The organism is Pseudomonas sp. 3JA, assembly GCF_036961705.1.
In the GTDB taxonomy this organism is placed as follows: domain Bacteria; phylum Pseudomonadota; class Gammaproteobacteria; order Pseudomonadales; family Pseudomonadaceae; genus Aquipseudomonas; species Aquipseudomonas fluorescens_Q.
In genome coordinates, this window is the sequence record NZ_JBAMDJ010000045.1 from 23,591 (window position 1) to 47,681 (window position 24,091).

Here is a 24,091-nt window from a genome sequence, read left to right on the forward strand (position 1 = left end):
TGCTCGCGAAAGCGGACAGCCAGTCGACATTGTCGTTACTGACACACCGCCATCGCGAGCAAGCTCGGCTCCCACAGGTTATTTTTGCTCATCCGTGGAACCTGCCACTGAAATCACCCGTCGGGCGCAATGCCCGGGCGTAGCAGAACAGGAACAGATTGCGCACCAGTTCCTTGAGCACCAACGGTTCACTGGAATTGAGGCTGTTGAGGTCCAGATCCCCCTGGTCCTGCAGCTCGTTCAAGGCTTCTTCTTCAAGCACCGCACAGACTTCCCCGGTTTCCCGATGCAGAATCCTGAGATAGGGATGTGGGCGGTCCAGCCAGGCATCGATCAAATAAGTCATGGTTCTCATCTCCTTGATGGGTTCGATGAGAATAATTCTTATTCGCTAAATAGCAAGTCTCTATTGGTGTTGCGATTGTTTTTCTGACGGTGGGTTATGGCAGCTCAGAACGCCTGGCAGTTGGCTAACGTCCGAGAAATGGGGGCGAAGCGGAGAGGGCGAAGCTCCATCCCACACGCGGGGTATGGGATGGAATACAGCAGTATCAGACTTTTCTTACGAACTCGGACTTGAGTTTCATAGGGCCGATGCCGTCGATCTTGCAGTCGATGTCGTGGTCACCCTCGCACAGGCGGATGTTCTTGACCTTGGTGCCGACCTTGACCACCAGCGACGTGCCCTTGACCTTGAGGTCCTTGATCACGGTGATGGTATCGCCGTCCTGCAGGACGTTGCCGACCGAATCTTTCTTCACGGTATCGTCGGACACTGTTTCAGCTTCGCCGCTGGCGGACCATTCGTGGGCACACTCCGGGCAGACCAGTTGAGTACCGTCTTCGTAAGTGTATTCGGAATTGCATTTCGGGCAGGGAGGCAACGTGCTCACTAAGGTTCCTTGGGTATCAGGAGGGCAAAAGGGCGCACATTATATAGGGTTTTGTGGCTGGAATGGGAGTTCGCCGTCCTGTGGCGAGGGAGCTTGCTCCCGCTCGGTTGCGTAGCGACCGTGGATACTTTTGAAGGGGCTGCTGCGCAGCCCAGCGGGAGCAAGCTCCCTCGCCACAGGAAAACCTTGTATCAGTGGGTACGGGCGACCGCAAACTCGCTCAGCTCCACCAGCGCATCGCGGTATTCGCTGGCCGGCAGGGCGTCGAGGCATTTGATCGCGCGGGCAACGTAGTCCCGGGCCAGTTTCGCGGTGTACTCCAGCGAACCGGATGCTTCGACCGCGACACGGATGCTTTCCAGGTCTTCGATCCCGCCTTTCTGGATCGCCTGGCGAACCAGTGCTGCCTGTTCAGGCGTGCCCTCGCGCATGGTGTAGATCAGCGGCAGGGTCGGCTTGCCTTCGGCCAGGTCGTCGCCGACGTTCTTGCCCAGGGTTTCTGCATCGCCCTTGTAGTCGAGCAGATCGTCCACCAGTTGGAAGGCCACGCCCAAGTGGTCGCCGAAGGTGCGCAGCGCTTCGCTCTGCTCGGCGCTGGCACCGGCCAGGGCGGCGGCGCTGTGGGTCGAGGCTTCGAAGAGCATCGCGGTCTTGCCGCGGATGACTTCCATGTAGGTTTCTTCGGTGGTGCTGGCATCGCGTACCTTGGACAGCTGCAGCACTTCGCCCTCGGCGATGATGCGCGTGGCCTGGGACAGGATCTTCATCACCGGCATCGAGCCCAGCTCGACCATCATTTCGAATGAGCGCGAATAGAGGAAGTCGCCCACCAATACGCTGGGGGCGTTACCCCACATGGCGTTGGCGGTCGAACGGCCACGGCGCATGCCGGACATGTCGACCACGTCGTCGTGGAGCAGGGTCGCGGTGTGCAGGAATTCGATGGTGGCGGCCAGCAGGCGCATGTCATCGCCTTCGCGACCCAGGGCCTTGCCGCACAGCAGCACCAATAAAGGACGCAGGCGTTTACCGCCGGCCGAAGTGATGTAGTCGCCGATTTTCGATACCAGAGGCACGCGGGAAGTCAGCTGCTTCTTGATGATGCCGTCGACGGCGCTAAAATCGTCCGCCACCGCGCGGTAGAAAGCTTGGGGTTGCATCAGCGACAGGTGCTCCAGAAGGGTTGCGCGGCATGCTAGGACCCACGTCCGCAGGTGTCAAGGCGCGATAGACGGCTACTTGCAAGGCTCTCGCGGCTTGCGTACAATCGCGCACCCTGAACTTCCTGGGCAGCACCTGCCTTACGCAATTGCATCCGGGCCTTCCAGCCCATGCAGCCATGCCAGCCAATACCTCTTCTTATAAAGCGCTGGGTGAGCAGGATTATCGGAGAAATACCATGTCGTACGCAGTAATTGTTACTGGTGGCAAGCAATACAAGGTCGCCCCAGGTGAATACCTGAAGATCGAAAAACTGGAAATCGCTACCGGCGAATCCGTGACTTTTGATCGCGTTCTGTTGGTCGCCAATGGCGATGACGTGAATATCGGCGCTCCAGTCGTTGCTGGCGCTACCGTTGTGGCTGAAGTGATCTCCCAAGGTCGTCACGATAAAGTCCGCATCATCAAGTTCCGTCGCCGTAAGCACCACATGAAGCGTATGGGCCACCGCCAGTGGTACACCGAGATCAAAATCACCGGTATTCAGGCTTAATTTCAGCCTAATTCCTCACTAGGAGAATTGAACTCATGGCACACAAAAAAGCTGGTGGTAGTACCCGTAACGGTCGCGACTCAGAAGCCAAACGCCTTGGCGTGAAGATGTATGGCGGCCAGGCTATCAAAGCAGGCAACATCATCGTGCGTCAGCGCGGCACCCAATTCCACGCTGGCTACGGCGTGGGCATGGGTAAGGATCACACCCTCTTCGCTAAAGTCGAAGGCGTGATCAAGTTCGAAGTAAAAGGCGCCTTCGGTCGTCGTTACGTAAGCGTTATCGCAGCTTAATTGCGAGACCGCTGGAAAAGCCCTGTCTTGCGACGGGGCTTTTTCGTTTGTGGGGTGAGTCTCTTGCAAAACTGTTTGTATGGGCTGTCGGCGCTGCGGTTGGGGCGTGTCATCAGGTCGCTGCGCTCATTTTTGCAAGAGTCTTATGTCTTGTTTTTTTGGCTCGTCCGTATGGCGAGAGGCGTGTGTCATGAAGTTTGTTGATGAAGTATCGATTCGAGTAAAGGCCGGCGACGGCGGCAATGGTTGCATGAGTTTCCGTCGGGAAAAGTTCATTGAAAATGGTGGCCCTAACGGCGGTGATGGGGGCGATGGTGGCTCGATCTACATGCTCGCCGACGAAAACCTCAACACCCTGGTGGACTACCGTTACACCCGGCACTTCGATGCCGAGCGTGGCTCCAACGGCGGCAGCACTGACTGCACCGGCAAGAAGGGCGAAGACCTGATCCTGCGCGTGCCGGTCGGCACCACGGTGATCGATTCGGCCACCCAGGAAGTGATTGGCGACCTGACCAAGGCTGGCCAGCGTCTGCTGGTCGCCCATGGCGGCTGGCACGGCCTGGGCAACACCCGTTTCAAATCCAGTACCAACCGTGCGCCGCGCCAGACCACGCCAGGCAAGCCAGGCGAGCAGCGTGACCTGAAGCTGGAAATGAAAGTGTTGGCCGACGTGGGTCTGCTGGGTTTGCCGAACGCCGGTAAAAGTACCTTCATTCGCTCGGTGTCGGCGGCCAAGCCGAAAGTGGCCGATTACCCGTTCACCACCCTGGTGCCGAACCTGGGCGTGGTCAGCGTCGACCGCTGGAAGAGTTTTGTAATCGCCGACATTCCAGGGTTGATCGAAGGGGCTTCCGAGGGTGCAGGCCTGGGGATTCGTTTCCTCAAGCACTTGTCCCGTACCCGTCTGTTGTTGCACCTCGTGGACATGGCGCCGCTGGATGAAACCGATGCTGCCGATGCCGCCGAAGTCATCGTCAACGAACTGACCAAGTTCAGCCCGGCCCTGGCCGAGCGCGACCGTTGGCTGGTGCTGAACAAGTGCGACCAGATCCTTGAAGAAGAGCATGAGGAGCGGGTCAAGGAAATCGTCGATCGCCTGGAGTGGGAAGGTCCGGTCTACGTGATCTCGGCCATCGCCAAAGAGGGCACCGAGCGCCTGTGTCACGACATCATGCGTTATCTGGAAGATCGCGCCGACCGCCTGGCCAATGACCCGGCGTACAAGGAAGAGCTCGCCGAGCTCGACCAGCGCATCGAAGACGAGGCCCGTGCCCAGTTGCAGGCGCTGGACGACCAGCGTGCCCTGCGTCGCAGTGGTGTCAAGTCGGTCCATGACATTGGTGACGACGATTGGGACGAAGAAGATGTGGATGACGAAGACGGTCCGGAAATCATCTACGTTCGCGACTGATGCTGCTCAGTTGAAGTCAAGGCCTGTGGGGGCTAGCTTGCTTGCGATAGCGGTGTGACGCCGGTATCAATAATTGCTGGCCCCATGCAATCGCGAGCAAGCTCGCTCCCACAGGTTCAAGTGTTTCGGCGCGGTGTTATCATCGCATCCAGCCGGTTTCCAAGGCGCCGCTCATTCGAGCGGCGTTTTGGTATCTGTAAAACGCAAATACGAATAATCCCATGGGCGGCGCTGGGTCGCGCCGTTCGCTGGCAAAGGTTGAAGATGATGCGGAGCAAGGTGACGGGTGCGCAGCGCTGGGTCGTGAAGATCGGCAGCGCACTGCTGACGGCGGATGGCAAGGGCCTGGATCGCCAGGCAATGGCGGTGTGGGTCGAGCAGATGGTGGCCTTGCATGAGGCTGGCGTCGAGCTGGTATTGGTCTCTTCCGGGGCTGTAGCCGCCGGTATGAGCCGCCTGGGCTGGACGTCGCGACCCAGCGCGATGCATGAGCTGCAGGCTGCCGCCGCCATCGGCCAGATGGGCCTGGTGCAGGCTTGGGAATCAAGCTTCGCCGAGCACGGTCGCCATACGGCGCAGATCCTGCTGACCCACGATGACCTGTCCGACCGCAAGCGCTACCTCAATGCCCGCAGCACCTTGCGCGCGCTGGTGGAGCTGAAAGTCATCCCGGTGATCAACGAGAACGACACGGTGGTCACCGACGAGATCCGTTTCGGCGATAACGACACCCTGGCCGCGCTGGTGGCGAACCTGGTGGAGGCGGATCTGCTGGTGATCCTCACGGATCGCGATGGCATGTTCGATGCCGATCCGCGTAACAATCCCGACGCCAAGCTGATCTACGAAGCCCGTGCCGACGATCCGGCGCTGGACGCGGTGGCGGGTGGCACGGGTGGTGCGCTGGGTCGTGGTGGCATGCAGACCAAGCTGCGCGCTGCGCGTCTGGCGGCGCGGTCCGGGGCTCACACCATCATCGTGGGTGGGCGCTTGGAGCGGGTGCTGGACCGCCTGAAAGCTGGCGAGCGCATCGGCACCTTGCTCTCGCCAGAGCGTGGCATGTTGGCGGCGCGCAAGCAGTGGCTGGCTGGGCATCTGCAGACTCGTGGCACCTTGGTACTGGATGCTGGTGCGGTGGTGGCCCTGTCCCAAGGCAACAAAAGCTTGCTGCCGGTGGGCGTGAAGTTGGTACAAGGCAGTTTCCGTCGGGGCGAAATGGTCGTGTGCGTGGCCCCGGATGGTCGCGAGATCGCCCGTGGCCTGGCCAACTACAGCGCCCTGGAAGCACAGAAAATCATCGGTCAGTCGTCTGATGCGATTGTCGGTCTGTTGGGTTACATGGCGGAGCCCGAGTTGGTTCACCGTGACAACCTGATCCTCGTCTAAGGAAAAATCATGGGTTTGGCAAAAGGATTGATCGGCTTGCTGCTGGCTGTGCCGCTGCTGGCTTCGGCCGAAGAAATTGGCCAAGTGTCGACGGTGTTCAAGTTTGTCGGGCCGAACGATCGGATCGTGGTCGAGGCGTTCGACGATCCCAAGGTGGATGGCGTGACCTGTTACCTGTCGCGGGCCAAGACCGGCGGCGTGAAGGGTGGCCTGGGCTTGGCCGAGGATCGCGCCGAGGCGTCCATCGCCTGCCGCCAGGTCGGGCCTATCAGCTTCAAGGGTGAGCTCAAGGACGGCGAAGAGGTGTTCCGTGAGCGCACTTCGCTGGTGTTCAAGACCATGCAGGTGGTGCGATTCCTCGACAAGAAACGCAATACGCTGGTGTACCTGGTCTACAGCGATCGCGTGATCGAGGGCAGCCCGCAGAACGCGGTGACGGCGATTCCGATCTTGCCTTGGCGTTAAGTAGCGAATGACGGGCGAGCCGATCGGCTCGCTTTTTTATCTCCATGGATGTGTTGTGCTTTTGGCGCGAAGGGATTCGTATGCGTGCGTTTTTGCTGCTGTTTATATTGGGTTGTTCGGTGTCCGTCGGGGCTTTGGCCGAGCCGTTTTATAGCGAAAAACCCCTGGCCCATCCGCTGATAAAAACTTCCCAGGAGAGTGGGGCGACGCTGGCATTTATCCGCGAAGCCGAGGGTGTCGTAGGCTACTCATGCCTGTGTGATTCCCCGGATGGCGTCCCGCAAGTGCTCGACAGGTATGGCGATGCGAGTGTCGAGTCGGTGTTCTACGCCAGCCTCGACAGTGATCTCCAGACGTTGGTCGTGCTGTCACGGGCAAAGGGGCGGTACGCTCTTCAGGGTTATCGGTTCGTGCCGTTCGCCGGCGGGTATCGCCGGCTCGAGACATTGCAGCCGGTATTGGATCGTATCGCCGCTGATCGCAAGGTCCTCACTGCTGCGCTGGTCCAGAAAGAGCTGGGCAAGTTGCCGCCCTACGATTACAGCGCCGTGTTGCCCAAGACCGGTATCGCCGAGTTCGACACGCTGGAGCCTGCGGGTGGCACGCTGGTGGGGTACTTCGGCGTCGACGGTGTCCCGGCGTCAGTGGGGCAACCGCCAGAGGACCCTCATCGCGACACCTACAAAAAGACTTTCCAGCAGCGCGAAGGGCGCTGGCTCACGCTGACTTATGCGCGCGTGCCGCCTCGGGACGAGGATGTGGGCTCTGCCTATCGTGTCAGCAGGATGGCCTGGGAAACCGATCCAGCGGTGTACCAGGGCTCCGAGGATGGGGCCTGGGCAGTCTTGGGTAATGGGCGGCTCTGGGCGCTGGGTGCTTATGTCCAGGGCAAGAGGTCGGGCCAGTGGGCGGAGTTCGACGAGTCGGGCTACGCGTCCACCGGCGCCTATGTGGATGGACTGCGCCAGGGGCCGTGGCTCGTCAGTGATGGGGGTGCGGTTTCCAAGGGCATGATCGTCGACGATTTCTATGAGGGGCGCTGGACGATCGAGGCGCGTGACGATGAGGAGCAGATGTCCGGCTTCGATACTTACAAACATGGTGATCTCGACGGGCCTTCCGAGCGCATGCGTCATGGTGAGGTTGTCCAGCGCGGCGATTTCGTGGCGGGGCAGCAGCACGGAGACTGGATAATGCCCTGGGGTGAGGGGCGTTATGCGCAGGGCGTCCGGGAAGGCCGTTGGACCTTGAGAATGGACGGCGGTGGTGTCCAGGTTGTGGATTTTGTTGCCGACAAGAAGCACGGCGAATTGCGCGAAGTGGATGCCGCAGGTGTGTTGCGGCTCGTCGAGCACTACCGCGCGGGTGTCCTGGATGGATTGAGAGAAACCTACGCGGCCAATGGCAAGCTCAACTATTCGGCCAGCTATGCCAACGGCCAGATCGAGGGGCGGGCGCTGACCTACACCGATGACGGTGCCGTGCTGCTTTCGGATATCTCGTGGCGCCATGGTTCGCGAGAGGGCGCCTTGCGTCTCTATCACCCCAATGGTCAGCCCGATACGGTGGCAACGTACGAGGGGGATGAGCCCATTGGTAACGTGCAGTCATTTGATGCGACTGGGGTGTTGATAGCGGACAGGAACTATTGCTACGTGCCTGATGGGAAATACACCCGTATCAAGCTTTGCGGCAAGCAGCGCGGGGCTTTCAATAACGGGCATTTCGACTCGGAGAGTGATTACCTGTTCGGTAATGAGCAAAGTGCCCGCCACACCCGGGAGGGGCGCAAGGTCCGGGAGGTGCTGTTGGGGCCTGATGATCGCGTGACTCACAACGAGTACTACCCCGATGGCCGGTTGAAGTACTCTGAAGCCAAGCAGGGCTTTCGCCTGATAACGGTCGAGGGGCGCGAATACAAGGACTACTCGTACGCCAGGCGCGAAGGTGAGACGGTCTACTACTACCCGACGGGTGTGGTTGAGCGTCGCATGAACTTCAAGGATGACAAGATAGTGGGTTGTTACACTGGATACGACGAGGCGGGTGTGCAGAATTTCCCGCCGCCTGGTGGTTGTCCTCCGCCCAAGCCGGTGGTTTTCAATTTTGGGGAATAGTGCAGGGCTTTAGTGGAGATGTCTGTTTTCACTGACGCCATCGCGAGCCTGCTCGCGATGTGGTGGTGCATTCAGTATCAAGGCAAGCTGATTCACTGCTCCCGCAAGGGGGGTAAATTGCGGGCAATAAAAAACCGACCCTGAGGTCGGTTTTTTAACGAGCGCGTCGCTTAGGCAGCAGCGGCAACGTTCAGGGCCTTTACGTGGCCATTCAAACGGCTCTTATGGCGAGCAGCCTTGTTCTTGTGGATGATGCCTTTATCGGCCATGCGGTCGATAACTGGCACAGCCAGAACGTAAGCAGCTTGAGCTTTTTCAGCGTCTTTTGCGTCGATGGCCTTAACTACGTTCTTGATGTAGGTACGGACCATGGAACGCAGGCTGGCGTTGTGGCTGCGACGCTTCTCAGCCTGTTTTGCACGTTTTTTGGCGGAAGGTGTGTTGGCCACCGTCGAGCTCCTCGAAAGACTTTTTAGGAAATAGCAAACAAAATAGGCCGCGAATCATGCCGATGAGTTGAGGTCTTGTCAAGGGCGGGTGACGCGTTCCGCTGAATGGCAGGTGCAACGCACCGAAGGATTTCTTTCCGGCGTGCGACCTGTAAACTCGCGGGCTTTGGCTCTGCACTGTTTAGCGGCGCGGAGTATCGCACAAGTGGGCGCGTTGTTCGCCTGCTGTTTATCGACAGGCAAATACTCTTTTCATGAATCTGCTCAAATCGTTGGCTGCCGTCAGCTCTATCACGATGCTTTCCCGTGTCCTGGGGTTCGTTCGCGACACACTGATCGCACGGATATTCGGTGCCGGAATGGCCACCGACGCCTTCTTCATCGCCTTCAAGTTGCCCAACCTGCTGCGGCGGATCTTCGCCGAAGGGGCGTTCTCCCAGGCCTTCGTGCCGATCCTGGCGGAATATAAAAGCCAGAAGGGCGACGAAGCGACCCGCACATTCATTGCCTACGTCACCGGCCTGCTGACGTTGGTGCTGGCGCTGGTCACGGCGGCCGGCATGCTCGCCGCGCCATGGGTAATCTGGGCCACGGCCCCGGGCTTCACTGATACGCCAGAAAAATTCCAGCTCACCTCCGACCTGCTGCGGGTGACCTTTCCTTATATATTGCTGATTTCCCTGTCGTCCCTGGCCGGGGCGATCCTCAATACCTGGAACCGTTTTTCCGTGCCGGCCTTTGTGCCGACCCTGCTCAACGTCAGCATGATCGTGTTCGCGGTGTTCCTGACGCCGTACTTCGATCCGCCGGTGATGGCCCTCGGCTGGGCGGTGCTGGTGGGTGGCCTGGCGCAATTGCTCTATCAACTGCCGCACCTGAAAAAGATCGGCATGTTGGTCCTGCCACGGCTGAACCTGCGCGACAGCGGCGTGTGGCGGGTGATGAAGCAGATGTTGCCGGCGATCCTCGGGGTGTCGGTGAGCCAGATTTCCCTGATCATCAACACCATCTTCGCCTCGTTCCTGGTGGCCGGCTCGGTGTCGTGGATGTATTACGCCGACCGCTTGATGGAGCTGCCGTCCGGCGTGCTGGGTGTGGCCCTGGGTACGATCCTGTTGCCGACCCTGGCCAAGACCTACGCCAGTCAGGACCGCCAGGAATATTCGCGCATCCTCGACTGGGGCCTGCGCCTGTGTTTCGTGCTGGTCTTGCCCTGTTCCCTGGCCCTGGGGATCCTGGCCGAGCCGTTGACCGTTTCGCTGTTCCAGTACGGTCAGTTCAATGCCTTCGACGCCCTGATGACCCAGCGTGCGCTGATTGCTTACTCAGTGGGCCTGCTCGGGATCATCGTGATCAAGGTGCTGGCGCCGGGGTTCTATGCCCAGCAGAACATTCGCACGCCAGTGAAAATCGCCATTTTCACGCTGGTGATGACCCAATTGTTCAACCTGTTGCTCATCGGCCCGTTGGCTCACGCCGGCCTGGCCCTGGCGATCAGCGCTGGCGCGTGCCTCAACGCCGGGTTGCTGTTTTATCAACTGCGCAAGCAAAAGATGTATCAGCCGCAGCCGGGCTGGGGCAAGTTCGGCCTCAAGCTGCTGGTGGCCGTGGCGGTGATGTCGGCGGTTTTGCTGGGGGCGATGCATTTCATGCCGGCTTGGGGCGAAGGGCAGATGCTCGCGCGTTTCCTGCGCCTGGGAGCGCTGGTGGTTGTCGGCGTGGTGGCGTATTTCGGCATGTTGCTGCTGATGGGGTTCCGTCTGCGTGACTTCAACCGCAAGGCCTTGAGCTGAGGGCAAGCCCTCGATAATCCCGGGGCGGGCAGTGGTTTTGTCGGTTCGATCACTTTGGGGTGCGGTGTTGCCTGTCGTCGGCCGCCGGGTGTGGTTATAATCGGCCACTTTATGAGCAAGAAGCGCGTTATGCAGCTGGTTCGAGGCCTCCACAACCTGCGCCCCCAACATCGGGGCTGTGTCGCCACTATTGGCAACTTTGACGGTGTTCACCGTGGCCACCAGGCTATCCTGGCGCGGCTGCGCGAGCGTGCGCTGGAATTGGGTATGCCGAGCTGCGTGGTGATCTTCGAGCCGCAGCCCAGGGAGTTTTTCGCCCCGGACACCGCCCCGGCCCGTCTGGCCCGGTTGCGGGATAAGCTGCAATTGCTGGCCGCCGAAGGCGTCGACCGGGTCCTGTGCCTGGCCTTCAACCAGCGCCTGAGCAAGCTCAGCGCCGCCGAGTTCGTCGACACGATCCTGGTGGACGGTCTGGGCGTAAAGCATCTGGAAGTCGGCGATGATTTCCGGTTCGGCTGTGACCGCTCGGGGGATTTCGACTACCTGCAACAGGCCGGTATCGTCCAAGGCTTCACCGTCGAAGCAGCGCAGACGGTCGAGATCGATGGCCTGCGCGTCAGCAGCACCCAGGTCCGCAATGCCCTGGCGGCTGCCGACTTCGAATTGGCCGAGCGCTTGCTCGGCCGGCCGTACCGGATTGCCGGACGGATCCTGCACGGGCAGAAGCTGGCGCGCCAATTGGGCACGCCGACGGCCAACGTGCAACTCAAGCGTCGTCGTGTGCCGCTGACCGGGGTGTTCCTGGTGAGTGTCGAGATCGACGGCAAGACCTGGCCCGGTGTCGCCAATATCGGCGTACGGCCCACGGTCCAAGGGGATGGCAAGGCCCACCTCGAAGTACATGTTCTGGATTTTGCCGGCGATCTGTATGACCGGCGTTTGACGGTGGTTTTCCACCAAAAGCTGCGTGAAGAGCAGCGTTTTGCCTCTCTGGAGGCGCTCAAGACGGCGATCCATGCAGATATCGCCGCCGCCCGTGCCCTTGTCGCAACCAGCGCCAATCGCTAATGAAGAGCCTTAAATGACCGACTATAAAGCCACGCTAAACCTTCCGGACACCGCCTTCCCAATGAAGGCCGGCCTGCCTCAGCGCGAACCACAGATTCTGCAGCGTTGGGACAGCATTGGCCTGTACGGAAAGTTGCGCGAAATTGGCAAGGATCGTCCGAAGTTCGTCCTGCACGACGGTCCTCCGTACGCCAACGGCACCATTCACATCGGTCACGCGCTGAACAAGATTCTCAAGGACATGATCATCCGCTCCAAGACCCTGTCGGGTTTTGATGCACCTTATGTCCCGGGCTGGGATTGCCACGGCCTGCCGATCGAGCACAAGGTGGAAGTGACCCACGGCAAGAACCTGGGCGCGGACAAGACCCGCGAGCTGTGCCGTGCCTACGCCACCGAGCAGATCGAAGGGCAGAAGTCCGAATTCATCCGCCTCGGCGTGCTGGGCGACTTCGCCAACCCGTACAAGACCATGGATTTCAAGAACGAAGCCGGCGAAATCCGTGCCCTGGCGAAAATCGTCGAGGGCGGCTTCGTGTTCAAGGGCCTCAAGCCAGTGAACTGGTGCTTCGATTGCGGTTCGGCCCTGGCCGAGGCGGAAGTCGAGTACGAGAACAAGAAGTCCTCGACCATCGATGTCGCGTTCCCGGTCGCTGATGAAGACAAGCTCGCCGCCGCGTTCGGCCTGGGCAAGCTGGCCAAGCCGGCGTCGATCGTGATCTGGACCACCACCCCGTGGACCATCCCGGCCAACCAGGCGCTGAACGTCCACCCGGAATTCAACTACGCCCTGGTCGATGTCGGCGACAAGCTGCTGGTGCTGGCCGAAGAACTGGTCGAATCCTGCCTGGCCCGCTACAACCTCGAAGGCTCGGTGGTCGCCACCGCCCCGGGGTCGGCACTGGAACTGATCAATTTCCGTCACCCGTTCTATGACCGCCTGTCGCCGGTGTACCTGGCCGACTACGTGGAACTGGGCGCTGGCACTGGCGTGGTTCACTCCGCGCCGGCCTATGGCGTCGACGACTTCGTGACCTGCAAGAAATACGGCATGGTCAACGACGACATCCTCAATCCGGTGCAGAGCAATGGCGTGTACGTGCCGTCGCTGGAGTTCTTTGGCGGCCAGTTCATCTGGAAAGCCAACCCGGCCATCGTCGACAAACTGACCGAAGTCGGCGCGCTGCTGCACACCACCGTCATCGAACACAGCTACATGCATTGCTGGCGCCACAAGACCCCGCTGATCTACCGCGCCACCGCGCAGTGGTTCATCGGCATGGACAAGCAGCCCACCACTGGCGACACCCTGCGCCAGCGTTCGCTCAAGGCCATCGAAGAGACCCAGTTCGTGCCCGCCTGGGGCCAGGCGCGCCTGCACTCGATGATCGCCAATCGTCCAGACTGGTGCATCTCCCGCCAACGCAACTGGGGCGTGCCGATCCCGTTCTTCCTGAACAAGGAAAGCGGTGAGCTGCACCCGCGCACCGTTGAACTGATGGAAGCCGTGGCCAAGCGCGTCGAAGTCGAAGGCATCGAAGCCTGGTTCAAGATGGATGCCGCCGAGCTGCTGGGTGACGAAGCGCCGCTGTACGACAAGATCAGCGACACCCTGGACGTCTGGTTCGACTCCGGCACCACCCATTGGCACGTGCTGCGCGGTTCGCACCCGATGGGCCACGAGAGCGGCCCGCGCGCCGACCTGTACCTGGAAGGTTCGGACCAGCACCGTGGCTGGTTCCACTCGTCGTTGCTGACCGGTTGCGCCATCGACAACCACGCGCCGTACCGCGAGCTGCTGACTCACGGTTTCACCGTCGACGAGTCTGGCCGCAAGATGTCCAAGTCTCTGGGCAACGTGATCGCGCCGCAGAAGGTCAACGACACCCTGGGTGCCGACATCATGCGCCTGTGGGTGGCGTCCACCGACTATTCCGGCGAGATGGCCGTTTCCGAGCAGATCCTGCAGCGCAGCGCGGACGCCTACCGGCGGATCCGTAACACCGCGCGCTTCCTGCTTTCCAACCTGACCGGTTTCAACCCGGCCACCGACCTGCTGCCGGCCGAAGAAATGCTCGCGCTGGACCGTTGGGCCGTGGACCGTACCCTGTTGCTGCAACGCGAATTGCAGGAGCATTACGGCGAATACCGCTTCTGGAACGTCTACTCCAAGATCCACAACTTCTGCGTGCAGGAGCTCGGTGGTTTCTACCTCGACATCATCAAGGACCGCCAGTACACCACCGGCGCCAACAGCAAGGCCCGTCGTTCGTGCCAGACCGCGCTGTTCCACATCAGCGAGGCGCTGGTGCGCTGGATCGCACCGATCCTGGCATTCACCGCCGACGAGCTGTGGCAATACCTGCCGGGCGAGCGTAACGAATCGGTGATGCTCAACACCTGGTATGAAGGCCTCACCGAGTTGCCCCAGGGCTTCGAGCTGGACCGCGCCTACTGGGACCGGATCATGGCGGTCAAGGCAGCGGTCAACAAGGAAATGGAGATCCAGCGCGCAGCCAAGGCCGTCGGTGGCAACCTGCAAGCCGAGGTGACCCTCTACGCCGAAGAAGCCCTGGACGTCGACCTGGCCAAACTGGGCAACGAACTGCGCTTCGTGCTGATCACCTCTACCGCTAGCGTCGCGCCTTTCGTGCAGGCGCCGGCCGATGCGGTGACCACTGAGGTCAGCGGTTTGAAGCTCAAGATCGTCAAGTCGAACCACACCAAGTGCGCCCGTTGCTGGCACTGCCGCGAAGACGTCGGCGTGAACCCGGAGCATCCAGAGATCTGCGGTCGTTGTGTCGACAACATCAGCGGCAGCGGTGAGGTTCGTCATTATGCCTAACACGGCGGGCCGTTTCGGACGGCTGGGCTGGCTGTGGTTGAGCGTGCTGGTACTGGTCATCGACCAGGCCAGCAAGTTCTACTTCGAAAGCTCGTTGACCCTGTACCAGCAGATCGTGGTCATCCCTGACTACTTCAGCTGGACCCTGGCCTACAACACTGGCGCAGCGTTCAGCTTCCTGGCCGACAGCTCGGGCTGGCAGCGCTGGCTGTTCGCCCTGATCGCTGTCGTGGTCAGCGCTGTGCTCGTGGTCTGGCTCAAACGCCTGGGCCGCGACGAGACCTGGCTGGCCGTGGCACTGGCGTTGGTGCTCGGTGGCGCACTGGGCAATCTTTACGACCGGATTGCTCTGGGCCATGTGATCGATTTCATCCTGGTGCATTGGCAGAACCGCTGGTATTTCCCGGCGTTCAACTTTGCCGACAGTGCCATCAGCGTGGGCGCGGTGATGCTCGCCCTGGACATGTTCAAGAGCAAGAAAACCGGAGAAGCCGTCCATGACTGAGCAGCGTATCGCTCAAAACACTGAAGTGAAGCTTCACTTCGCCCTGTACCTGGAAAACGGTGACACCGTCGACAGCACCTTCGACAAGGCGCCGGCGGTGTTCAAGGTCGGTGATGGCAACCTGCTGCCAGGCTTCGAAGCGGCGATCTTCGGCTTCAAGGCCGGCGACAAGCGCACCGTGGTCGTACCGCCAGAAAACGCCTTTGGTCAGCCCAACCCGCAAAACGTGCAGACCATGCCACGCTCCCAGTTCCAGGACATGGAACTGTCCCAGGGCTTGCTGGTGATCTTCAACGACGCGGCCAATACCGAGCTGCCAGGTGTGGTGAAGGCGTTCGATGACGCCCAGGTGACCGTGGATTTCAACCATCCATTGGCCGGCAAGACCTTGAACTTCGAAGTGGAAATCCTTGAGGTCAAGGCGGTTTAACATTTGACGGGCGGCTTCTGCTGCCACCCGATCCAGTGTGGGAGCGAGCTCGTTCCCACACTGGATTGCACTGATTCAATTTCTTGCGCGCAAGACACGAGGCACAGCATGCAAATCAAACTCGCCAACCCCCGTGGCTTCTGCGCCGGTGTGGACCGGGCGATCGAAATCGTCAATCGCGCCCTGGAAGTCTTCGGACCGCCGATCTACGTGCGCCACGAAGTGGTCCACAACAAATTCGTCGTCGAAGACCTGCGCAGCCGTGGGGCGATTTTCGTCGAGGAACTGGACCAGGTGCCCGACGACGTCATCGTGATCTTCAGCGCCCACGGGGTTTCCCAAGCAGTACGCACCGAAGCCGCCGGCCGCGGCCTGAAGGTCTTCGACGCGACGTGCCCATTGGTGACCAAGGTGCACATCGAAGTGGCGCGCTACAGCCGTGATGGTCGTGAATGCATCCTGATCGGTCATGAAGGCCATCCGGAAGTCGAAGGCACCATGGGCCAATACGATGCCAGCAACGGCGGTGCGATCTACCTGGTCGAAGACGAGGAGGACGTTGCAGCCCTGCAGGTTCGCAACCCTGAGAGCCTGGCTTTTGTCACCCAGACCACTTTGTCCATGGACGATACCAGCCGTGTGATCGATGCCCTGCGCTCGCGCTTTCCGGCCATCGGTGGTCCGCGCAAGGACGACATCTGCTACGCCACTCAGAACCGTCAGGATGCCGTCAAGCAACTGGCGAACGAGTGCGACGTGGTGCTGGTGGTCGGCAGCCCGAACAGCTCCAATTCCAATCGCTTGCGTGAACTGGCCGAACGCATGGACACCCCGGCCTACCTGATCGACGGTGCCGAGGACATGCAGCGCAGTTGGTTCGATGGAGTCGAGCGCATCGGCATCACCGCTGGCGCTTCCGCGCCGGAAGTATTGGTGCGCGGTGTGATCCAGCAATTGCAGGCCTGGGGCGCCACCGGGGCCGATGAGTTGGCCGGTCGCGAGGAGAACATCACGTTCTCCATGCCCAAGGAACTACGCGTTCGCTCCCTGCTTTAAGCCTTTTTCGCACAATGCCTGCTCGGCTTTCTCGCTGCGCAGGCTGATGCGTCCGCTACGCGCCAGCACCACTTGATGGTGACTGACCGGCTCGCGTTTGGCGCAGACATGCAGTGTGCCGGCCTGGAATGCGTCACTGGGCAGTAACGCTTGCCCTTGACTGCCGAACCTCACCGAACGCTTCACCGGCCGGTTGCCTATCACTCGCGCGCGACCGCTGCGCTCCATCAGCAAGGTCTTCTCCTTATCGTCCAGGGTAATGCGCCAGCCTCGGCCCCAATCGTTGTCTATCCCCCTGATCACGACGGTCCGGCTGCGCGTGATGGCTTCGCTGCGGGCAATGCGCAAACCACTGGCCAGCAACTGCGCGGCGTCTTTGCGCTCGGTGGCTTCGACCAGCGCTGTATAGCTTGCGCTGGCCCACGGCAGAACAATTGCCGCAATCGCCAGTCCCATGAGCAGTTCGATGAGGCTGAAGCCCTGTTGGTGCATGACATCTCCTCCCTGGAGAATATGAAACGGTGCGATAGTGCAAGACACTCAGTGTTGCAGGAAGCATGTTGTGGCGAGGGAGCTTGCTCCCGCTGGGCTGCGCAGCAGCCCCAAAATAGCGGCCGCTACGCGCCCGAGCGGGAGCAAGCTCCCTCGCCACAGGCAGTGGTTTGTTCTAGCGTGTAGAGGCAGGTATAGCCGACGGCAACGGAGGGCACCGATGGATCTTCGTACAAAAGGTTTCACGCTGATCGAGGTGCTGGTGGCCCTTGGCGTGCTTCTGATCCTGATTACCATGGCGGTGCCGTCATTCACCGGCTCGCTGCAGAGCACCAAGGCCGACACTGAGGTTGATGACTTGCGCCGGGCGCTGAACTTTGCCCGGATGGAGGCGATCGATCGGGGTACCACCACTCGAATTCGCCCCACGGTCGACGGCGCGGCCTGGAGCAGCGAACTCACGGTGTACGACAGTACTGGCTCGTCGCCCACTGTATTGCGGGTTGTTCCAGCGATGAGCAGCGGCGCGACTCTGACGCTAACCTCAGAGGTGAGCAATATTGATTTCAACAACCTCGGTGGGTTGTCGGCCCCGGCCACACCGGTGAGTTTCAATTATGTAAGGGGGGCGCAGAGCCGGACGCTGAATGTTTGCCTCAATGGACGAATCGTATTGGGTGGAAGTTGCGGATGAAGGGTTGCAGTAACAGGGCGCAGGCAGGCATGACGCTGATCGAAGTGCTGGTGGCGGTGCTGATCCTCGGTGTGGGTTTGCTGGGGGCGGCGATGATCCAGCTCAATGCGCTCAAGTACACCGACAGTTCGCGCATGACCAGCCAGGCCAGTTTCATTGCCTACGACCTGCTGGACCGCATTCGCGCCAACTCGGGCGCCGACTACACCATCACACCGCCCAGCTCGCCGAACCTCAACGTGGCCCGGGACCAGGACCTCTACGATTTCAAGACCAACATCGTTGCCTTCGGCGGCGCCACAGCCACGGGCACCATTGCGCTGAACCAGCGGGTCTACACCATCACCATTTCCTGGGACGACGCCCGGGCCGCCAACACCACCGACGCGGCCGAGGCGCGACGCAGCTTTGTGCTGACCAGCCGCGTCGCCGTCGATCCGGTGGGGACGCCGCCATGAACCGGCATTGCCGGGGATTCGGCCTGATTGAGTTGATGATCGCGCTGGTGCTCAGCCTGATCGTCGTGCTGGGTGTCGTGCAGATTTTCATTGCCGCCAAAAATACCTACGTCAGCCAGAATGCCGCCGCGGTGATTCAGGAGGATGCGCGGTTTGCCTTGAGCAAAATGGTCCAGGAAATTCGCATGGTGGGCATGTTCGGTTGCGTGGCGACCATCATCGATGCCTCAACGGATAACAGTTTCGCTGCCAGCCAGACCACTCCAATCCGTTGGGATAACGCCAACCGGAGGTTGACCCTGGTCACCGCGGACATTGGGAATGGCGGTAGCGCGCCGACCTGGACCGTCGTCTCCGATTGCCGTACCTCGGCGACGGCCTACTCGAACGCGCGGGTGCCGGCGACGGGGCAGTTGGCCTTCCCGATCCGTCGGCTGGTCTACAGCTTCAACAACAACCAATTGCTGTTGGGCAGCGGCACCGCCAATCCGCCGACCCTGTCGGTGCTGGTGGACAACGTTCGGGCATTCGACGTGACGTTTGGCGTGGCTGCCAGCGCCACGGACATCGCAGCGTCAAGCTACACCGGCAACCCGGCAGACCCGGCACTGATCCGCAGCGTGCGCCTGAGCCTGACGCTCTTTGATCCAAGGAACACGGTACGCGAGCAGACCTTCAATGTAGTTGCCGCCTTGCGCAACCGGCTTCTATGAGGGGGCGATCGATGAGTTCGATGGATCTCAAGCATCGCCAGCATGGCATGGCACTGCTGGTCAGCCTGGTGTTCCTGTTGCTGCTGACGCTGATCGGCCTGTCGTCGATGCAGAGCGCCACGCTCCAGGAAAAGATGACCAGCAGCGTCATGCAACGCAACCAGTCCTTCCAGATCGCCGAGGCTGCGTTGAGGATGGGTGAGAGTGCGGTGCAGGTCGAGACCTATTCACTGGCGGTCTGTACCACCGCGACTCAATGCGCGCCGCCGGCCGAGTCGGCGACCATCACGGCGGCGGGGCGCAATTCGTCGTCGGGAGTGCTCTGGGTTGCCGCTGCCGGCGGGTTTTATGGCGTGCAGAACATCGGTACTACGCTTGCTGCGGTCAACGTGCCGGTCAATACCTCGGCGACGTTGTACCGGATCACGGCGGTGGCGGTGGTGGGCAATAACCAGCGCAGCGTGGTGGAGAGCATTTATGCGAAGTACTAAGGTGCGCCGCAATTGGAGGCAGGCGCTGTGGGGCGCGTTGCTCAGCCTTTACCTGGCGGCCCCGGCCTATGCGTTCACGCCCTCGGATTCGCCGCTGTTGAGTGCGGCTGCGGTTACGCCGAACGTGATGCTGCTGATCGATGATTCGGGGAGCATGAACAACATTATCTGGGCGGCGGGGTTTGATCCGGCGGCGACGCAGACGCGCACTTATGCCTGCAGTGCCAGTAACAACTGTAACGACAGGTATGAGCTGGACCTGGAAGATTCGAACATCCTGTTGGTAGGTCTGTTGCGTGGCGGCTGCTCGTCTGGCTGGTACGGTTTCTATCGACCCAGCATTGGGCGGGTGTGCCTTCGGTTGCCAGACCCTGTGGGAGGCGGCAATACCCGTTATACCGGTAAGTACCTGGCGTATCTGGTAACCCTGGCCAACGGATCGAGCCGGGATTTCACCACCGGCTCGATTCCCAACGATTATCGAATCAACGTGGCACGGGATGTCTCCAACGACCTGGTTGCCAGCAATCGTGCCTTGCGTATCGGCCTCGCAACGTTCAACCCGCCCAACAGCAGCAATTTCGGGCCCGGGGGCTACATCGCCCGCGCCATCAGCGACCTGTCACCGGTCAGCGGCAGCGTGACCCAGACCCAGGCCAACAGTAACTACAGCGCCCTGATCAATGCCATCAACGCCCTGGGTGCCGTCGCGAATACGCCGCTGGCCGAAAGCTATTACGAAGTCACCCGTTACTTCAGGGGCATGGCACCGTACTACAACAGCACACCGACCACCTACACCAGCCCGATCCAGTACCGTTGCCAGAAAAATTTCGGCGTGGTGATCACCGACGGGTTGCCCACCTATGACCGGACGTTCCCCACCAACGACCCGCAGGGCTTGGCCCGGCTGCCGAACTGGGATGGTATCAACAACGATGGCGCCGATCTCAGTGGTAACGGCGAGGGCGACACGCTTTACCTGGACGACATCGCCAAGTTCGCCTTCGACATCGACATGCGCTCCACCGGCACCGACGCCACCGGCCAGAGCTGGAACGCCACGGATTTTCCCCGGCAGTACCTCAATACCTACACCGTGGGTTTTGCCGTCACCAATCCGATGCTGTCCGACGCCGCCCGTTACGGCGCGGGTAAGTATTATCCGGCGACCGACAGCGAAGGCCTCAACTCAGCGTTGGCCTCTGCCCTGAGCGACATCACCTCCAAGGCCGGGTCCGGGGGCGCTGGCACGACCAATGCCGCCACGTTGTCCAGCACCTCCAGTTACTACCAGACCACGTATGACCCCAAGGATTGGCGCGGCACCATCCGCGCGTTCGGCTTCACCTCGGCAGGCACGGTCAACAGGGCCGCGGTGCAATGGACCACCGACACGGCCATTGTGCCCGGCGCCACGGCGCCGATTTATCAGTCGTGGAATACCGCGACCAACGTGCCGGTCACCCTGGCCTACGCTAACTTTTCACCCGTCCAGCAAACCAGCCTCAGCCAGAACCTGCCTACGGGAATCACCGGCAACGATCTGGTGGAGTGGAGCAAGGGCGTCAATAAAACCGGCTTGAAGGTGCGCAATGTGTTGCTGGGGGACATCATCAACTCGCCGTTGGTGCTGGCCTCACCCAATGAGCAGACCGCCGCGGATTTGCTCAACGACACCAGCTACAGCACGTATCTGACGACCAAGGCGGCGAACATGAATACCAGCCTGGTGGTGAACGCCAACGACGGTTTTTTCAGCGTCATCAACAGTGCGAACGGTACGCGACGATATGCCTATATGCCGTCGAACGTGCTGCCATCGCTGCAGAACATTGCCGACACCAACTACGTCAATGGCGTGAGCCACAAGTTTTTGGTGGATGGGCAGGTCGGCGTATTCGATACGCAATCGGGAAGTGTCTGGAAGACGGTGGCCCTGGGCGGCACTGGTGCTGGGGGCAAGACGTTCTATGCGGTTCAGCTGTTCGATGCGACGGCGGGCAATGTGTTGCGGGCCTTGTGGGAAATCAGTGCGCCAACCGTTGCCAACACCGCCAACGCTTTCAATGACCTGGGCTACGCCTACGCCCGCCCCGAAGTCGCCCGCCTGGCGGATGGGCGCTGGGCGGCGTTCATCTCCAACGGCTACGGCAGCAATAGCGGTGTCGCGGCGCTGTACGTGGTGGATATCCGCGACGGCTCGTTGATCAGGAAAATCGTCATCAACAGCAGCGAGACCGGTAATGGCTTGTCGTCGGTCAAGCTGCGGGTCAACTCCCAGAACGTGGTGCAGGCCGCGTACGGGGGCGACTTGAGAGGGCGGCTGTGGAAGTTCGACCTCAGTGGTACTTCCCCGACTGCTTGGGGGGTGGCGTTTGCCGGCCAGCCATTGTTCACCACCTCCGGTGGCGCGACTCAGCCGATCACCGTTCAACCGCTGCTGGCGGACAACCCGCAGGGCGGTACCCAGGTGTTTTTCGGCACCGGCAAGTTCAACGAAACGGCGGATAAACTCAACAAGGACCTGCAAGGGTTCTATTCGATATGGGACGCCACCGGCGGTGCCGGGCAAATCACCGTGTCGAACCTGCAAGCCCAGTCGATCACGGGGGTGTTCTCGGGCAGCACGGGGCAGTTCGTGACGACCAGCCAGACCGACGTGGCTTACCCGACGAAAAAGGGTTGGTACCTGCCGTTGGTGTACAACAATGCGCTGACCGGGGAGCGGGTGATCAACCCGGCCAATCTGGTGAGCGGCCGCGTGGTCTTTACCACGGCCGCCGTGGACACTACCGACCCTTGTGCCAGCTTCGGTACCGGCAAACTGATCGAATTGGATGCGTTCAACGGTAAGATGCTCAACTATGCGGTGCTCGATACCAACGGCGATGGCACGATCAACAGCTCCGACACGATTTCCAGCGGAGTGGTCTTCACGGGGGGAATCCCGACCTTGAGCGCTGTCGTCAGCGCCAGCGGGGCCACCAACATGATCGTCAACGACTCCAGCGGCAACATCACCGAGCTGCTGGAAAAATCCGTGGGCGGCAGCCGCCGCATCATGTGGCGACAAATACAATGAAGAGGCAAGGCATGCGCAGATCCAACCGAGGTTTCACCTTGATCGAAATCATGATCGTGATTGCGATCATCGGTATCGTGATCACCGTCGGCTATCCGAGCCTGACCGAATACATGAAAAAGGGCCGACGGGCTGAAATTGCCGGGCTGTTATCGGAGCAGGCGCAAATTCTCGAGCGCTACTACTCGAAGAACAACCGCTACACCGATGCGACTGGCCTGAGCGGCGGCAACGATTTCTATACCATTACCCAGACTTTGACGGATCAGAGCTTCATCCTGACGGCTGTGCGCAGGAGCGGCTCGTCCATGGCCACGGATAAATGCGGTGACTTCAGAATCACCAATACCGGCGCACGAACTGTGGAAAACACCGCCGCCGGGATGACCGCCAAGGATTGCTGGGGCCGTTGAGTTTCTTTTTTCGGGCGCAGCCTTGCGCCCTCTGTCTTATGAGTCGAATCAGAACATGACCAGGCAACAGCAAGTGGTGATTGTCGGCGGCGGAGTCATTGGCCTGCTGACGGCGTTCAATCTGGCGTCCGAAGGGCAGCGTGTGGTGTTGCTGGACCGTTCCAGTCTCGGCCAGGAGTCGTCCTGGGCCGGCGGCGGTATCGTGTCGCCGTTGTATCCCTGGCGCTATAGCCCAGCAGTCACGGCGCTGGCCCATTGGTCGCAGGATTTTTATCCACAGCTGGGCGAGCGTTTATTCGCGGCGACCGGGATTGATCCGCAAGTGCATGTCACCGGTCTGTATTGGCTGGACCTGGACGATCAGGATGAGGCGCTGGCCTGGGCTGAGCGGGAAGGGCGCCCGCTGCGAGCTGTGGATATCTCCGCTGTTCATGATGCCGTGCCGGTACTGGGTCCTGGTTTTTCCCGGGCGATCTACATGGCCGATGTGGCCAACGTGCGTAATCCTCGCTTGGTGAAATCCCTCAAGGCGGCCTTGCTGGCGCTGCCCAACGTCACGGTTCATGAGCACTGTGAAGTCAGTGGGTTCATTCGCGAGGGTGCGAGTGTTATCGGGGTGGACAGTTCGGCGGGCCCGATACGTGGCGACCAGGTGGTGCTGGCCGCAGGTGCCTGGAGCGGTGAGTTGCTCAAGACGCTGGGGCTGAAGTTGCCGGTCGAGCCGGTCAAGGGCCAGATGATTTTGTACAAGTGTGCGTCGGATTTTCTGTCGAGCATGGTCCTGGCGAAGGGGCGTTATGCGATCCCGCGTCGCGATGGGCATATCCTGGTTGGCAGTACGCTGGAGCGTGACGGCTTCGACAAGACGCCGACCGATGCTGCCCTGGACAGCCTGAAGGCTTCGGCGCAGCAGTTGATTCCGGCGCTGGCGGGGGCTGAGGTGGTTGGGCATTGGGCTGGGCTGCGGCCTGGGTCGCCAGAGGGCATTCCCTATATCGGCGAGGTGCCGGGGGTTGGCGGTTTGTGGTTGAACTGTGGGCATTATCGCAATGGGTTGGTGTTGGCGCCGGCTTCGTGTCGGTTGTTTACGGACCTGATGTTGGGGCGGGAGGCGGTGATTGATCCTGCGCCTTATGCGCCGGCGGGGCGGTTGGTTTTTTGATTGGGTACATATCCGTTGCTGCGGTAACGGCTACTTAGGGTTCCGCCCTGACGGCGTCTCACTTTTGAAAAGCGCAAAAGTAAGCAAAACGCTTTAGCCCCACCACTCGGTGCCTCGCTAGGGCTCGGCATGCCCGAACGCAGGCATTGCTCCGT

24 protein-coding genes are annotated in these 24,091 nt (G+C 60.7%); 19 read left to right on the plus strand and 5 right to left on the minus strand.

Translation table 11 applies throughout. The annotated features are described in order from the left end of the window. Window positions 1-88: 88 nt before the first annotated feature. The 3 genes from V7773_RS25930 to V7773_RS25940 all read right to left on the minus strand — a co-directional run bounded on the left by V7773_RS25930 (window position 89) and on the right by V7773_RS25940 (window position 2,053). Window positions 89-346: a PA4570 family protein gene (locus V7773_RS25930; protein ID WP_003205743.1), complete on the minus strand. Its 258-nt coding sequence runs from the start codon at window positions 344-346 to the stop codon at window positions 89-91. A 205-nt stretch (window positions 347-551) separates the two neighbouring features. Then, complete coding sequence (locus V7773_RS25935) at window positions 552-893, minus strand: zinc ribbon domain-containing protein YjdM (protein ID WP_063324298.1); 342 nt, start codon at window positions 891-893, stop codon at window positions 552-554. Between the two features lie 191 nt (window positions 894-1,084). Then, window positions 1,085-2,053 carry a polyprenyl synthetase family protein gene (locus V7773_RS25940; RefSeq protein ID WP_072346139.1) on the minus strand — a complete coding sequence of 323 codons (969 nt, stop codon included), beginning with the start codon at window positions 2,051-2,053 and terminating at the stop codon, window positions 1,085-1,087. Window positions 2,054-2,292: 239 nt separating this feature from the next. On the opposite strand from V7773_RS25940, the gene rplU reads away from it, so the two are divergent. From rplU to V7773_RS25970, 6 genes are all read left to right on the plus strand, one after another. Further along, entirely contained in the window at window positions 2,293-2,607 is a 315-nt protein-coding gene (gene rplU / locus V7773_RS25945; protein ID WP_003176051.1) for a 50S ribosomal protein L21, read from the plus strand. A 35-nt stretch (window positions 2,608-2,642) separates the two neighbouring features. Beyond that, complete coding sequence (gene rpmA / locus V7773_RS25950) at window positions 2,643-2,900, plus strand: 50S ribosomal protein L27 (protein WP_003205738.1); 258 nt, start codon at window positions 2,643-2,645, stop codon at window positions 2,898-2,900. A gap of 190 nt (window positions 2,901-3,090) precedes the next feature. Then, entirely contained in the window at window positions 3,091-4,314 is a 1,224-nt protein-coding gene (cgtA, locus tag V7773_RS25955) for an Obg family GTPase CgtA (protein WP_060740551.1), read from the plus strand. Window positions 4,315-4,581: 267 nt separating this feature from the next. Next, window positions 4,582-5,700: a glutamate 5-kinase gene (gene proB / locus V7773_RS25960; protein ID WP_063324300.1), complete on the plus strand. Its 1,119-nt coding sequence runs from the start codon at window positions 4,582-4,584 to the stop codon at window positions 5,698-5,700. A gap of 9 nt (window positions 5,701-5,709) precedes the next feature. Beyond that, window positions 5,710-6,165 (plus strand): CreA family protein, encoded by a 456-nt coding sequence (locus tag V7773_RS25965; RefSeq protein WP_003205733.1) that lies wholly within the window; start codon window positions 5,710-5,712, stop codon window positions 6,163-6,165. 80 nt (window positions 6,166-6,245) lie between these two features. After that, the gene (locus tag V7773_RS25970) at window positions 6,246-8,282 is read left to right on the plus strand and encodes a toxin-antitoxin system YwqK family antitoxin (protein WP_336075993.1); all 2,037 of its coding nucleotides are present in this window, start codon (window positions 6,246-6,248) and stop codon (window positions 8,280-8,282) included. Window positions 8,283-8,452: 170 nt separating this feature from the next. Here the strand turns inward: V7773_RS25970 and rpsT are convergent, their stop codons facing one another. After that, window positions 8,453-8,731, minus strand: a complete 279-nt coding sequence (gene rpsT, locus V7773_RS25975) for a 30S ribosomal protein S20 (protein WP_003185593.1) — start codon at window positions 8,729-8,731, stop codon at window positions 8,453-8,455. A gap of 254 nt (window positions 8,732-8,985) precedes the next feature. Between rpsT and murJ the strand changes: the two genes are divergently transcribed. The 6 genes from murJ to ispH all read left to right on the plus strand — a co-directional run bounded on the left by murJ (window position 8,986) and on the right by ispH (window position 16,428). Further along, the gene (gene murJ / locus V7773_RS25980; RefSeq protein WP_092225282.1) at window positions 8,986-10,524 is read left to right on the plus strand and encodes a murein biosynthesis integral membrane protein MurJ; all 1,539 of its coding nucleotides are present in this window, start codon (window positions 8,986-8,988) and stop codon (window positions 10,522-10,524) included. 129 nt (window positions 10,525-10,653) lie between these two features. Beyond that, entirely contained in the window at window positions 10,654-11,592 is a 939-nt protein-coding gene (gene ribF, locus V7773_RS25985) for a bifunctional riboflavin kinase/FAD synthetase (RefSeq protein ID WP_336075994.1), read from the plus strand. A gap of 13 nt (window positions 11,593-11,605) precedes the next feature. Further along, the gene (gene ileS / locus V7773_RS25990; protein WP_336075996.1) at window positions 11,606-14,437 is read left to right on the plus strand and encodes an isoleucine--tRNA ligase; all 2,832 of its coding nucleotides are present in this window, start codon (window positions 11,606-11,608) and stop codon (window positions 14,435-14,437) included. Further along, window positions 14,430-14,942: a signal peptidase II gene (lspA, locus tag V7773_RS25995; protein ID WP_063324305.1), complete on the plus strand. Its 513-nt coding sequence runs from the start codon at window positions 14,430-14,432 to the stop codon at window positions 14,940-14,942. Before ileS ends, lspA begins: the two co-directional genes overlap by 8 nt. Next, window positions 14,935-15,372: an FKBP-type peptidyl-prolyl cis-trans isomerase gene (fkpB, locus tag V7773_RS26000; RefSeq protein ID WP_063324306.1), complete on the plus strand. Its 438-nt coding sequence runs from the start codon at window positions 14,935-14,937 to the stop codon at window positions 15,370-15,372. The genes lspA and fkpB overlap by 8 nt, the downstream gene beginning before the upstream one ends. A 108-nt stretch (window positions 15,373-15,480) precedes the next feature. Beyond that, on the plus strand, window positions 15,481-16,428 hold the full coding sequence (ispH, locus tag V7773_RS26005; RefSeq protein WP_265030379.1) for a 4-hydroxy-3-methylbut-2-enyl diphosphate reductase: 948 nt from the start codon (window positions 15,481-15,483) through the stop codon (window positions 16,426-16,428). On the opposite strand, the gene V7773_RS26010 is transcribed toward ispH, so the two are convergent. After that, a complete protein-coding gene (locus V7773_RS26010) occupies window positions 16,405-16,920 on the minus strand; it encodes a GspH/FimT family pseudopilin (protein WP_092150609.1) in 516 nt (171 codons plus the stop codon). The genes ispH and V7773_RS26010 overlap by 24 nt on opposite strands. A 220-nt stretch (window positions 16,921-17,140) precedes the next feature. Here V7773_RS26010 and V7773_RS26015 point away from each other — a divergent pair, with 220 nt between their 5' ends. Genes V7773_RS26015 through thiO form a run of 7 tightly spaced genes read left to right on the plus strand, consistent with a single transcriptional unit; the run spans window position 17,141 to window position 23,936 of the window. Continuing rightward, entirely contained in the window at window positions 17,141-17,614 is a 474-nt protein-coding gene (locus V7773_RS26015) for a GspH/FimT family pseudopilin (RefSeq protein ID WP_092348406.1), read from the plus strand. Then, on the plus strand, window positions 17,611-18,072 hold the full coding sequence (pilV, locus tag V7773_RS26020) for a type IV pilus modification protein PilV (RefSeq protein WP_072346127.1): 462 nt from the start codon (window positions 17,611-17,613) through the stop codon (window positions 18,070-18,072). The genes V7773_RS26015 and pilV overlap by 4 nt, the downstream gene beginning before the upstream one ends. Beyond that, window positions 18,069-18,785 carry a PilW family protein gene (locus V7773_RS26025; protein WP_336076000.1) on the plus strand — a complete coding sequence of 239 codons (717 nt, stop codon included), beginning with the start codon at window positions 18,069-18,071 and terminating at the stop codon, window positions 18,783-18,785. Before pilV ends, V7773_RS26025 begins: the two co-directional genes overlap by 4 nt. Before the next feature lie 20 nt (window positions 18,786-18,805). Then, window positions 18,806-19,276 carry a pilus assembly PilX family protein gene (locus V7773_RS26030; protein ID WP_371856188.1) on the plus strand — a complete coding sequence of 157 codons (471 nt, stop codon included), beginning with the start codon at window positions 18,806-18,808 and terminating at the stop codon, window positions 19,274-19,276. Continuing rightward, the gene (locus V7773_RS26035) at window positions 19,263-22,361 is read left to right on the plus strand and encodes a pilus assembly protein (RefSeq protein WP_336076002.1); all 3,099 of its coding nucleotides are present in this window, start codon (window positions 19,263-19,265) and stop codon (window positions 22,359-22,361) included. Before V7773_RS26030 ends, V7773_RS26035 begins: the two co-directional genes overlap by 14 nt. Before the next feature lie 11 nt (window positions 22,362-22,372). Continuing rightward, window positions 22,373-22,774 carry a type IV pilin protein gene (locus tag V7773_RS26040; protein WP_336076003.1) on the plus strand — a complete coding sequence of 134 codons (402 nt, stop codon included), beginning with the start codon at window positions 22,373-22,375 and terminating at the stop codon, window positions 22,772-22,774. Window positions 22,775-22,829: 55 nt separating this feature from the next. Next, window positions 22,830-23,936: a glycine oxidase ThiO gene (gene thiO, locus V7773_RS26045; RefSeq protein WP_336076005.1), complete on the plus strand. Its 1,107-nt coding sequence runs from the start codon at window positions 22,830-22,832 to the stop codon at window positions 23,934-23,936. Window positions 23,937-24,091 lie beyond the last annotated feature (155 nt).